The sequence below is a fragment of the Clostridium tepidiprofundi DSM 19306 genome (genome assembly GCF_001594005.1).
Taxonomy (GTDB): Bacteria; Bacillota; Clostridia; order Clostridiales; family Clostridiaceae; genus Clostridium_AC; species Clostridium_AC tepidiprofundi.
This window is the reverse complement of the sequence record NZ_LTBA01000015.1, coordinates 18,297-29,888: the sequence shown is the minus strand read 5'-3', so window position 1 is coordinate 29,888 and position 11,592 is coordinate 18,297. Positions and strand designations below refer to the sequence as shown.

General features: G+C 30.4%; 14 protein-coding genes. 1 reads left to right on the top strand and 13 read right to left on the bottom strand.

Features of this window, described 5'->3' with window-relative positions:
- Position 1 precedes the first annotated feature (1 nt).
- The 3 genes from selA to CLTEP_RS07590 all read right to left on the bottom strand — a co-directional run bounded on the left by selA (position 2) and on the right by CLTEP_RS07590 (position 3,230).
- Positions 2-1,393, bottom strand: a complete 1,392-nt coding sequence (selA, locus tag CLTEP_RS07600; protein WP_066824976.1) for an L-seryl-tRNA(Sec) selenium transferase — start codon at positions 1,391-1,393, stop codon at positions 2-4.
- A gap of 63 nt (positions 1,394-1,456) precedes the next feature.
- The gene (selD, locus tag CLTEP_RS07595; RefSeq protein ID WP_084364760.1) at positions 1,457-2,488 is read right to left on the bottom strand and encodes a selenide, water dikinase SelD; all 1,032 of its coding nucleotides are present in this window, start codon (positions 2,486-2,488) and stop codon (positions 1,457-1,459) included.
- A 73-nt stretch (positions 2,489-2,561) separates the two neighbouring features.
- Complete coding sequence (locus CLTEP_RS07590; protein WP_066824970.1) at positions 2,562-3,230, bottom strand: helix-hairpin-helix domain-containing protein; 669 nt, start codon at positions 3,228-3,230, stop codon at positions 2,562-2,564.
- A 225-nt stretch (positions 3,231-3,455) separates the two neighbouring features.
- On the opposite strand from CLTEP_RS07590, the gene CLTEP_RS07585 reads away from it, so the two are divergent.
- Positions 3,456-4,748, top strand: coding sequence for a D-alanyl-D-alanine carboxypeptidase family protein (locus CLTEP_RS07585; RefSeq protein WP_066824968.1), 1,293 nt, complete (start codon positions 3,456-3,458; stop codon positions 4,746-4,748).
- Positions 4,749-4,821: 73 nt separating this feature from the next.
- Here CLTEP_RS07585 and CLTEP_RS07580 read toward each other — a convergent pair whose 3' ends face one another.
- The 10 genes from CLTEP_RS07580 to CLTEP_RS07535 all read right to left on the bottom strand — a co-directional run bounded on the left by CLTEP_RS07580 (position 4,822) and on the right by CLTEP_RS07535 (position 11,575).
- The gene (locus tag CLTEP_RS07580) at positions 4,822-5,730 is read right to left on the bottom strand and encodes an RluA family pseudouridine synthase (protein WP_066824966.1); all 909 of its coding nucleotides are present in this window, start codon (positions 5,728-5,730) and stop codon (positions 4,822-4,824) included.
- 18 nt (positions 5,731-5,748) lie between these two features.
- Positions 5,749-6,135: a tetratricopeptide repeat protein gene (locus CLTEP_RS07575; RefSeq protein WP_066824963.1), complete on the bottom strand. Its 387-nt coding sequence runs from the start codon at positions 6,133-6,135 to the stop codon at positions 5,749-5,751.
- 64 nt (positions 6,136-6,199) lie between these two features.
- Positions 6,200-6,583 (bottom strand): RidA family protein, encoded by a 384-nt coding sequence (locus tag CLTEP_RS07570; protein ID WP_066824960.1) that lies wholly within the window; start codon positions 6,581-6,583, stop codon positions 6,200-6,202.
- Between the two features lie 42 nt (positions 6,584-6,625).
- Positions 6,626-7,927, bottom strand: coding sequence for an LCP family protein (locus CLTEP_RS07565; RefSeq protein ID WP_242863888.1), 1,302 nt, complete (start codon positions 7,925-7,927; stop codon positions 6,626-6,628).
- A gap of 18 nt (positions 7,928-7,945) precedes the next feature.
- Positions 7,946-8,533, bottom strand: a complete 588-nt coding sequence (gene yqeK, locus CLTEP_RS07560) for a bis(5'-nucleosyl)-tetraphosphatase (symmetrical) YqeK (protein WP_066824954.1) — start codon at positions 8,531-8,533, stop codon at positions 7,946-7,948.
- Positions 8,534-8,544: 11 nt separating this feature from the next.
- Positions 8,545-9,147: a nicotinate-nucleotide adenylyltransferase gene (gene nadD, locus CLTEP_RS07555; RefSeq protein ID WP_066824952.1), complete on the bottom strand. Its 603-nt coding sequence runs from the start codon at positions 9,145-9,147 to the stop codon at positions 8,545-8,547.
- Between the two features lie 86 nt (positions 9,148-9,233).
- The gene (locus tag CLTEP_RS07550; protein ID WP_066824950.1) at positions 9,234-9,524 is read right to left on the bottom strand and encodes a YhbY family RNA-binding protein; all 291 of its coding nucleotides are present in this window, start codon (positions 9,522-9,524) and stop codon (positions 9,234-9,236) included.
- A gap of 15 nt (positions 9,525-9,539) precedes the next feature.
- On the bottom strand, positions 9,540-10,817 hold the full coding sequence (gene obgE / locus CLTEP_RS07545) for a GTPase ObgE (protein ID WP_066824948.1): 1,278 nt from the start codon (positions 10,815-10,817) through the stop codon (positions 9,540-9,542).
- 121 nt (positions 10,818-10,938) lie between these two features.
- The gene (rpmA, locus tag CLTEP_RS07540; protein WP_066824945.1) at positions 10,939-11,244 is read right to left on the bottom strand and encodes a 50S ribosomal protein L27; all 306 of its coding nucleotides are present in this window, start codon (positions 11,242-11,244) and stop codon (positions 10,939-10,941) included.
- A 1-nt stretch (position 11,245) separates the two neighbouring features.
- Positions 11,246-11,575 (bottom strand): ribosomal-processing cysteine protease Prp, encoded by a 330-nt coding sequence (locus CLTEP_RS07535; RefSeq protein ID WP_066824942.1) that lies wholly within the window; start codon positions 11,573-11,575, stop codon positions 11,246-11,248.
- Positions 11,576-11,592 lie beyond the last annotated feature (17 nt).

The following is an 11,592-nucleotide window of genomic DNA, read 5'->3' as shown; positions in this document are numbered from 1 at the left end:
CCTATAATTTGCTCTCTGCATTCTGAAAAGCATCAAGAATAGTGTTAAAGTCTTTCTCAAAAATCGTCCTTAAGTCCAATATTATTTCATCATTACACACCCTAACAATAATAGGAATTTTATTCATTCTTAGTAAATACTCTAATTTCTCAGTTGCTATTTTCTTACTCTTTATTCTAATTACATATGTATCTACTTTTTCAGTTGGCATAGAACCACCACCAACCATAGAAAAATCAGCACTAATATTGAAATCATAGTTCCTTAAACTTTTTTCTAACATTTCCTTGAGCTTTTGTGCTTTTTTCATAATATCGTCTTTATCTGCTAATATCATGCTTAATGTAGGAATATTTTTAATTGCTTCCTCTTCATCTAAATAATATTTAAGAGTTCCTTCTAATGCTGCAAGAGTCATCTTATCGATTCTAAGTGCTCTAGTTAATTGATTTTTTTTCATTTTGTCAATATATTTTTTCTTTCCAACTATAATTCCAGCCTGTGGACCACCAAGCATTTTATCTCCGCTAAAAGTTACCACATCTACACCTTTTTTTATACTTTCTTGAACTGTCGGTTCATATGCAAAACCATATTTTGAAAAATCAACAAGAACTCCACTCCCAATATCTTCTATAACAGGTATGTTATGTTCTTTGCCTAGTTCGACAAGTTCATCTAAAGGTACCTCTTCAGTAAAACCTAATATTTTATAGTTAGATGTATGAACTTTTAATAGAACTCCTGTATCCTCACTAATATTATTTTCATAATCAAACAAATGAGTCCTATTTGTTGTCCCTACCTCAACAAGTTTTGCACCACTTAATTTCATTACCTCCGGTACTCTAAATGAGCCTCCTATTTCGACAAGCTGTCCTCTTGACACTATGGCTTCTTTTTCATAACATAGTGTGCTTAATACTAACATAACCGCAGAAGCATTATTATTAACAACCATAGCTGCTTCAGCACCAGTAATCTTAGTAATAATTTCTTCAATATGTGAATATCTTAATCCTCTTTTACCCTTATTTATATCATATTCTAGGTTATTATAATTTTCTACTACATCAATAACCCTTTCTACTGCACCTTTTGATAATAACGATCTTCCCATATTAGTATGGATGACTGTCCCTGTAGCATTGATAACCTTCCTTAGTCTAAATTCATCCTTTTCTTCAATAGTCATTATTACAGAATTAATAATATCTTCATTCGTAAAAGCATCAATTCTACCTTTAATAATCATATTTCTGTAATTGCATATTGTCTCCCTTATTGAATCTACTATTATATTTCGCATAGTAATATTTAAATACTTTTTAATTTTTTCTTGGTTTAGAAGTTCATCTACTTTAGGTAATCTTCTCAAAAGCTCTTTATTCATAATTACACTATACTCCTATATTTTAATGTTTTTTAATTACAACCATTTTCATTTAATATATTTCTACTCTACAACAATATGTACACTATCAAATGGAACTACTTCACCAATAATTGAAGATTTAATTTCAAGCTTATTTAATTCAAATAACATTTTTTTAGCTTCTTCTTTGCTACATGATATCAAAAGCCCTCCTGATGTTTGAGGATCAAACAAAATATCTTCAAACCATTCAGGAACATCTTTTAAAATATATTTTTCATCTAGATACATCCTATTATTATAACTTCCTGCAGGAACTAAACCCATATCTGCATATTCCCTAGCTTCTTCAATATATGGTATGCTATCTTTGTTTAATTTGATAGTTACATTTGAGCCGTGTGCCATCTCATAAGAATGCCCCATTATACCAAAACCTGTTATATCTGTACAAGCATTGATATCATAATTTAAAATAATTTCTCCAGCATACTTATTGAGAGTGCTCATAATTTTTACTGCTTTATTATAGGCCTCCTCTGATGCAAGCTGCCCCTTAATAGCAGTATTGATTATTCCTGTACCAAGTGGCTTAGTCAGTACCAAAACATCTCCAATTTTAGCGCCATAATTTTTAAGTACTTTATCAGGATGAACAAGCCCCATAACAGATAATCCATATTTAGGTTCTTCATCCTCAACAGAATGTCCTCCTATAACTACTGCACCTGCTTCCTTAACTTTATCAGCTCCGCCTTTTAATATTTCTCCAAGTATATTAATATCTAAGCAGTTAGGAAAACATACTATATTTAATGCTACTGTTGGTTTACCCCCCATTGCATATATATCACTCAATGAATTAGCTGCTGCAATTTGTCCAAATGTATATGGATCATCAACAACAGGTGTAAAAAAATCCAATGTTTGTATAGCTGCAATCTCATCATTTAATTTATATACTGCTGCATCATCTGATGTTTCAATTCCAACAATTAAATTTTCATCTTCCATTTTGGGAAGCTTTGATAATATTTTTGAAAGGGTCTCCGGCCCTATTTTAGCTGCTCAGCCAGATGTTTTTGATAACTCAGTTAGTCTTTTACTCACAATTAATACCCCCTTTATGTAAATTATATTGCATTCATAATTTTAAACCATTTATTATTAATAAACAAGTAAAAATCTATTTAACCACTACTAAATTTTTTAAATTGTCAAGTGTACTATTACCTATTCCTTTAACATTAAGTAAGTCATTTACTGTTCTAAATGCACCCTTTTTTGTTCTATAATCAATAATACTTTTTGCCTTTACATCTCCTATGCCTGGAAGAGTTTTTAATTGTTCTAAAGTTGCTGAATTTATATTTATTTTATTCTTATTTACATATGAATTATTCTGTTTTTTATTATCATTTACAGGCAAATCTTGTCTTTCTTTTTCACCTTTTCTTTTAATATAAATATAGTCCTCATCGTAAAGCTTTTTTGAAAGATGTACAGCAACCCTATCAGCATTTTCTGTAAATCCTCCCGCAATCTTCACTAAATCCTCAACTCTACTTCCTTTTTTTAATTCATAAGCACCTGGTTTTTTAATAGCTCCTTTAATATCAACTACAATACAATCTCCTTTACCACCGCACTCAAACTCGTCTATACTACCATTGTTCTCTTCATTTTCACAATCATTTGATGTATATATAAGTGAGCATTCCTTTTCTATATCATTATCTTCTAAAGAATCATATTCTTTTGGTTTAGAAATGAAATACCCAATAATCAAAAATATAATAGCAATAATAAGCAAAGCTAATGAACCTATTAATTTATCTTTACCTTTCTTATCCATATTGTTCCTCCGTGAGACCATTTTATTCATACATAAGTAATTATTCCCATATTGATAAAATTTCTATCGCACTTTTTTTAATTTTTTGGTATACTTATTACTGTGCGAACAAAATTGGAATTTTTGAGCCCTTAAATATGCAACAAGTATTGAATTTATTTTATCAGTTAATAATTAATCATTCGATATTTATTAAACAAAAAGTTGAAACATAAGGGGGATACTATGAAAACAACTAATAAAACATTTGTCAAAATATTCTCTATATTTTATATTCTATCATTTCTAATTTTTAACTTAAATACGAAAGTATTTGCAATCTCTCCTCCACCAAACCCAGCAGCTGATGGTGCTGTAATAATGGATGCAATTACTGGAGAGATTCTTTATCAAAAAAATATGAATACGCCTTACCCTCCAGCTTCTACAACTAAAACTATGACTGCACTTCTTACATTAGAAAACTGTTCTCTAGATGATGTTGTAACTATTAGTAAAAAAGCCGAGCAAACTGATGGAAGCCGAATTTACATATATAAGGGTGAAAAAATCAAAGTAAGAGATCTTTTATATGCATTGATGCTAGTATCTGCTAACGACTGTGCTGTTGCACTTGCTGAACACATTGGGGGTTCTGTAGAAAATTTTGCTAATATGATGAATAAAAGAGCTGCTGAGCTCGGATGCAAAAATACACACTTTGTTAATCCAAATGGACTATATGATGATAAGCATAGAACATCTGCTTATGATTTAGCACTTATTATGCGTGAATTAATGAAGCATCCTGAATATAGAAAAATTGCAAAAACTCTTTCATATAAAATTCAACCAACTAATAAATGCGAACAAGTACGTCCATTATGGAATGGAAATAGGCTCATCAATGGTAATGAAGCTCCATATTATAAATATCTAGAAGCTGCTAAAACAGGTTATACAATTCAATCTAAGCATTCATATGTAGCAAGTGCTATGAAAAATAATCAAAGACTTATAGTTGCATTAATTCACGACAGCAAAAAACATTTTTATAATGATTGTAAAAAACTATTTGAATACGGTTTTAATAATTATGAATTAGTAAAACTTTATGCAAAAGGAGATGTATTAACAAACTATCATGTTCCTGATTCAAATATTTCAATGCCTCTTATAGCAAGTAGTGATTTTTATATAGTAAAGCAAAAAAATTCAACTTACGTACCCCTTCCTAATTATAAGGAAATAGATTTAAGTAAATCTTATAAAACAAATGAATATATCACAGATGCTACTATAACATATAAAGATAAAAAAAGAACTCTAAAGCTTTTAAGCGGATGCGATTATTGCCCAGAAAATAATTCTAAGAATTCAGTTTCCGTTTTAGCTTCTAATAGCACTAATGATACAAAGTCACACTACACTAATCCTGGTAAAACGCCATTTATAATTGCTATATCACTTATAATTCTTTTGATTGTTTTAATAAGAATACTTCAAATTAATCATATAAAAAAACGTAGAAAAAAGTAAATTCATATTGCTAAAACAAAGTTCAAAAACTCTTATAAAATAAAAAACAACACCACAGGGTAGAAATTTACACCTATGGTGTTGTTTTTGATGATATTTTATATATTAATTCTTTAATATCATAAGGCAAATCGCATTCCAATTCTATTTTTTCTCCTGTTTTAGGATGTGGAAATGCTATTCTATATGCATGTAATGCTTGTCTTTTAATATATTCATCTTCCTTTTTACCATATAGAGAATCACCATATATAGAATTACCTATGTGGCTTAAATGAACTCTTATTTGATGTGTTCTTCCTGTTTCAAGTCTTAATTTTATAAGAGAACCTTCAGCATAACTTTCTAAAACCTCGTAATGAGTAATACTTTTTTTACCATTTTCCATAACTTCTCTCTTTATACTATCCATCGTCGGTCTATCTATAGGTAAATCAATAGTAGCTTTATCACATTTAGGTGTGCCATGCACAACGGCTAAATAGCTCTTTTCGATTTCTTTATTTTTCATAGCATATGACAACGACATATGAGCAAATTGATTTTTAGCAACAATCACCAAACCTGAAGTATCCATATCAAGTCTATTAACTAATCTTACAATACACTTTTCTCCATTCGCTCTAAAATGATATATAAGTCCATTGGCCAAAGTTCCTGTAGGATGACTTTTAGTCGGATGGACAACAATTCCTGGAATTTTATTGACAACAATCAAATCTTTATCTTCATATATTATATCTAAATCCATTTTTTCTGGTTCTATATTTTGACTTTCTTCCTTTTCGACATTAATCTCTATTTTATCGCCATAATTAAGAATATAGTTCAGCTTTGCCTCTTTACCGTTTACTTTTATTCTTCCACCTCTTCCAGCACCTTTTATAAATCTTCCTGAAAGCCCTTTTATATCTTTAAGATAATCTCTTATCTTAATACCGTCATATTCATTTGTTACATAATAAGTAAGTTTATTGTTCATTCTTTCACCTCTGATTTTCTAAACGCCATTTATCTTTCGTATGTATTCAATTCTATTGCTTATATCATCAGCTTTATCCTTCTGCCCCATGTCTTCATAAACTTGTAAGATATTTTTCAAATCATCAATTAATGCAATATCATCCTTACCTCTATTTTTCTCTGTTATTTCTATCGCTCTTTTACCATATTCTAAAGCTTTATCAAACTCTTTTCTTACTCTATGCACAATAACTAAATTAAAAAGAGCTCTATTCACATTTAAGTGTTCTGGATTATATGCTTCTTCAGCAAATTCAAGTGCTTTTTCTGCACATATTAATGCCTTATCATACTTTTTTGCATTGTAATATTTTCTCGTTTTTCCTGCATACTTAAGCCAATATATCCTCTTTAATACTCCCATGACTTTCCCCCCAACAGTCTCTTAAAATATTTATAAAACCCCGAGAAATCTCGAGGTTAAAATATTATTCAACAATAGCAATAGCTTCTATTTCTACAAGAGCATCTTTAGGTAACTTTGCAACCTGTACACATGATCTTGCAGGATAATTTTCAGTAAAGAATTTAGAGTACACTTCATTAATTGCAGCAAAATCATTCATATCCTTAACAAATACTAAAGTTTTAATTACTTTATCCAAAGAAGTTCCTGCTTCTTCAAGTATAGCTTTAACATTATTTAATGATGCCTCTGCAGCTTTCTTTACATCATCATTTACCAATTCACCAGTTGAAGGATCGATTGGCAACTGACCAGAAGTATATACTAAATTCCCTATTTTTACACCTTGTGAATAAGGTCCTATTGCAGCAGGTGCATTTCCAGTTTTAATTATTTGTTTTTCCATATTAATACCCTCCTAAAATTCATTATGTATTCTTATTATTTTTTAATTATTAACATAATCATGATCTCTTCCTAATATTATAACAATATCATAGTTACCTTCTTTTTTAGCATTAATTTCGACATTATGAATATTAAATTCTCTTTCAACAACCTTTGCAACATTCTCATCTACACCATAAAATATCATCTTTGTTACATCTGTACTTTTTGCATTTCCTAAAAAAGTTTTTGTATATCCTTCTTTATTAATAAAATCAGAAAAGTTTTTAGCTAAACCTCTTTTATTTGTTGCATTAAGAACTCTAATTTTAAGTGATTTCTTATCAATTATAACATAATCATCATCATGAATCATCTTTAATATATCCTTATTTTTACTTTGATCATAAAAATAATAAGATATACCATTCAAATAACCACTTTCACCCTTTAATGTAATCATATCTATATTTTCCATATTTATTTTTGCCAATTTCGTACCATATTTAATGATTTCATCGATATTCATGTTGGTTTCAACATATTTAGGTATAATGTTAAGTATAGATGGTAATTTGAATATTATCTCTGGAGATTTAATTTTATCAACAACCTTATTTATAAATAGCTGTTGGTTTGAAATCCTGCCAATATCTCCGTTAGCTAAACCTGTATTGTCATTGTTCTTTCTCCACCTAACAAATTCTTCTGCCTTTTTACCGTTTAAATGGACAACAGTTCCTTTTTTGAAATGAATATGTAAATTTTGAGTAGGATCATCATAATACATATTTCTATTGATTTTCATATCTACTCCACCTATTGCATCAATTAACTCTCTAAATCCTGCATAATCAATTTTAGCATAATAATCTATATTGATGTCAAGCAATTTTTCTACCGTTTCAACCAATGCTGGCACACCACCATAAACATGCACAGCGTTAATTTTATTAGGCTTTCCATTTATCTTAACATATGTATCCCTTGGAATTGAAATCAAATTCACTTTGTCTATAAGTTTATTATAGTTTAAAAGAATAATAGTATCGGTTCTCTTTCTAGATTTAGCTACTCCAGGCGTACCAATATCTACTCCCATTAATAAAACATTTACAAAATTATCTTTTTTGATGCTAGAATCATTGTTTTCACCGTTGTAATCACCATTTTCTTTATTACCCTTAACATCACTTATATCTACAGAATTATCATTAACTTTAGATAACTTATATCCTATATATGCTCCAAATATGCTAACAACTAAAAGCAATACAATAAATATGCCCAAAAAACTAGTTGCTTTCTTTCTTCTACTCCTTTTCTTGCTCTCTTGTTTTTTTCTTTTTTCAATTCTACTCATAATTTCACCACACCATAACTAAATTCTTATTGAACGCTCATTTATTTCGCTGAGCAAATAATTTCTAGCTTTAACAGTCATTAAATGAAGTAACCATCCATTCTTTATAACATAATTTATAGTGTTATCAAATGCTTTAACCAATGCTGTATCCAAATCTTTATAAGATAATTCTCTTAGTTTTTCTACACCTTTATAGTTACGTGAAGGCTCAATATAGTCTGCCAAATAAATAACTTTTTCTAACAATGTCATGTTCTCTCTTCCCGTTGTATGATACCGCACCGCATCAAGAACATCATTATCACAAATGCCCATAATATTCTCTGCTATATATGCTGAAGCGATACCATGCATAATATCTGGATTTTTGCTTGTTACGAAATCAACTTCAATGTTGTTTATATTTAATATATCGATTATATCTTCACCGCTCATATACTTTCCTGCGTCATGTACCAACCCTGCCAATGCTGCTTTATTAATATCCGCATCATAACATTGTGCCAATTTTATAGCAGTATCTCTAACACCAATACTATGAATAAATCGCTTTTCTTTTAAATTTCTCCTTAAATAATCGATTATTCTTTCTTCACTCCACACACAATACACTCCTATTTATATAAATTCAATTCTTTAATAAGCTTATATGCATCATGAGGAACTAGATAACTAGCACTTCTATTATTCTTAATTTTATTTCTTATATCAGTAGATGATATTTGCAGAATATGTTCATCTATAAAAATAATTTTTTTATTGTATATCTTCTCGACTTTAGCCTTTTGAATTAAAATATCTTCAATACTATACTCTGTTCTATTAAAAACGACAAAATCACAATAATCCAATATTCCTTCAACATTATACCAGCTATCAATATCAATAAGACAATCAGCACCTGCTATAAAATACCATTCAGTATTAGGCTCACTTTGCTTAAAGTGCTTCACTGTTTCATAAGTATAACTTAATTCACACTTATTCACTTCATAATAGCTTATATCAAAATTCTTTTCGTGTTGTATAGCAGCTTCAACCAATCTACATCTTATATTAGAATCAGTAACTTTAGATTCTTGTTTGTGAGGTGGATTACCAGAAGGCATAAATATAACCTTATCTAGTTTTAATTTATACATAGCCTCATACGCTACCTGAATATGTCCATTATGTATAGGATCAAACGTTCCTCCGAAAATAGCCTTTTTAATCATTTCGACCTTCCTCTGTAGAATTATGTATAATACTGGAGCATTATGCTCCATTTAATTTTACCAAACTTTTGATAAATTCAAAAGAACTATTTTAATTCTATCTTCGGTTTTTTTGAAGACTTTCTATAAATAACAAATTTGCTTCCTATAGTTTGAACAGGCTCACATGAAAGCTCATCACACAAAATACCTATTGCCTCTCTTGGTGTAATACCACTATTATTTAATGTCTTAATTTTAACTAATTCTCTAGCTTCGAGTGCATCATCAACTTGAGTTAAAAAATTATCATTAATTCCATCTTTGCCTATTTGAAAAATTGGATTGATATTATTTGCCAACGCTCTAAGCTGAGCTCTTTGTTTTGACGTTATCATATCATGTGACACCTCCTAAAATAAATACTCAAATTCAAAATCATTAAGTCTTACTAAATCTCCATCTTTTATTCCCATATCTTTAAGTTCATCGAATATTCCTTTGTTTACTAAAACCTTTTGGAAATACTTTAAAGAATGAGGATCATGTATATTTACACTTGCAAGCAATCTATCAACAAAACTGCCTTCAACCTGGTAAATTCCTTCACTAACTTTATTTATAGTATAAGTAAATTTCTTTTCTTCAGGAACAAATCTCTCTTCCTCCGGTATTTCAATCTCCGTAACTGGAATATTAGATAACATTCTTGCAGCTTCCTTCATCAACTCATCTACACCCATATTGGTTGCTGCTGATATTTTAAATACATGTTCATATCCCATATTATTCATTTCTTCTTTGAATTTAATAAATACCGATTCATCATTAATTAAATCGTATTTATTGGCTGCTATTATTTGAGGTCTATCCCAAAGCTTAACATTGTACTTTTTTAATTCCTCATTTATTTTTATAACATCTTGCACTGGATCTCTTCCCTCAAGTCCAGATATATCCACAACATGTATCAATATTCTTGTTCTTTCAATATGTCTCAAAAAATCAATTCCCAGACCGACTCCTTCGGCAGCACCCTCAATTATACCTGGTATATCCGCAATAACAAAGCTCTCTATTCCTTTTAAATTAACCACTCCTAAATTCGGTTTTATTGTTGTAAAATGATAGTTAGCTATTTTAGGTTTTGCCTTTGATACCATTGACAATAATGTTGATTTTCCTACATTAGGGAAACCCAGTAATCCAACATCAGCAAGTAATTTAAGCTCTAATGCAATCCATCTTTCCTCGCCTGGCATTCCTGGCTCTGCAAAATGAGGTGCCTGCCTTGTAGGTGTTGCAAATTTTGCATTTCCCTTTCCACCTCGTCCACCTGCTGCTACAACTATCCTGTCATTAGGGTGTGATAAATCCCCCATGATTTTATTTGTTTCCACATCTCTTACAATTGTTCCCATTGGAACTTTAATTATTAAATCTTCACCATCTTTTCCATAGCACTTAGAACCTGAGCCATTGACTCCGTGCTCAGCAGTGTATTTCTTTTTATATCTAAAGTCCATAAGTGTTGTTTTAGCACTATCGGCTTCTAAAATGACGTTTCCACCACGTCCTCCATCTCCACCATCTGGACCACCTTTCGCAACATACTTTTCTCTTCTGAAGGAAATAGCTCCATCTCCTCCCTTTCCTGATTTAACCAAAATCTTCGCCGTATCTATAAACATAATTTCACCTCACTTAACTTTAAAAGTAACCTTTATTAACTAGTATTAACATTTTTAATGGTATTCAATCAAAAAAATATATACTCTAAAAAAGCACCCGAATGGGTGCTTAAATACTAAACTATTCAGCTGCAGCTTCTAGCTCGAATTCTACAGGATAAACACTTGCTTTTTTCTTGTTTTTGCCAAGTCTTTCGAATCTTAAGATTCCATCAACCTTAGCATAAAGCGTATCATCCCCACCTCTGCCTACGTTAAGACCAGGATGAATTTTTGTACCTCTCTGTCTTACTAGAATGTTTCCAGCAAGAACAAACTGTCCGTCAGCACGCTTAACACCTAATCTCTTAGATTCACTATCTCTACCGTTCTTTGAACTACCTACTCCTTTTTTATGAGCAAATAATTGAAGGTTCATATTTAGCATTTTACTGCACCTCCTCTACTATCACCTTTATATAATCTCTGTAATTTTTCTCCAAATTCTTTAAACCCAAAAGCATTGTTTCTAATAAAACTTGACATTTATCAATCTCATCAGGTGAATTACCCTGAAGACTAAAATTTAAATAGCCATCTTCCATCACATGTCTAGGTTTTATCTTTAAAACATCAGTAATACCATTTATTGTCGTTATAGAAATAGCTGAAACAGCACTGCATACAATATCGCTACCAGCTTCAGCATAATCCGAATGACCTTCTATGTTGAAAGTAACAATATTATTTTCTTTCCTTAAAAAACAAACAATAATCATATACCAAAACTGCTTTC

What these genes read in the sequence shown, in the direction of transcription:
- selA (WP_066824976.1), bottom strand. Translation starts at nt 1,393, where the DNA reads ATGAATAAAGAGCTTTTGAGAAGATTACCTAAAGTAGATGAACTTCTA.
- CLTEP_RS07590 (WP_066824970.1), bottom strand. Translation starts at nt 3,230, where the DNA reads ATGGATAAGAAAGGTAAAGATAAATTAATAGGTTCATTAGCTTTGCTT.
- CLTEP_RS07585 (WP_066824968.1), top strand. Translation starts at nt 3,456, where the DNA reads ATGAAAACAACTAATAAAACATTTGTCAAAATATTCTCTATATTTTAT.
- CLTEP_RS07580 (WP_066824966.1), bottom strand. Translation starts at nt 5,730, where the DNA reads ATGAACAATAAACTTACTTATTATGTAACAAATGAATATGACGGTATT.
- CLTEP_RS07575 (WP_066824963.1), bottom strand. Translation starts at nt 6,135, where the DNA reads ATGGGAGTATTAAAGAGGATATATTGGCTTAAGTATGCAGGAAAAACG.
- CLTEP_RS07570 (WP_066824960.1), bottom strand. Translation starts at nt 6,583, where the DNA reads ATGGAAAAACAAATAATTAAAACTGGAAATGCACCTGCTGCAATAGGA.
- CLTEP_RS07565 (WP_242863888.1), bottom strand. Translation starts at nt 7,927, where the DNA reads ATGAGTAGAATTGAAAAAAGAAAAAAACAAGAGAGCAAGAAAAGGAGT.
- nadD (WP_066824952.1), bottom strand. Translation starts at nt 9,147, where the DNA reads ATGATTAAAAAGGCTATTTTCGGAGGAACGTTTGATCCTATACATAAT.
- CLTEP_RS07550 (WP_066824950.1), bottom strand. Translation starts at nt 9,524, where the DNA reads ATGATAACGTCAAAACAAAGAGCTCAGCTTAGAGCGTTGGCAAATAAT.
- obgE (WP_066824948.1), bottom strand. Translation starts at nt 10,817, where the DNA reads ATGTTTATAGATACGGCGAAGATTTTGGTTAAATCAGGAAAGGGAGGA.
- rpmA (WP_066824945.1), bottom strand. Translation starts at nt 11,244, where the DNA reads ATGCTAAATATGAACCTTCAATTATTTGCTCATAAAAAAGGAGTAGGT.
- CLTEP_RS07535 (WP_066824942.1), bottom strand. Translation starts at nt 11,575, where the DNA reads ATGATTATTGTTTGTTTTTTAAGGAAAGAAAATAATATTGTTACTTTC.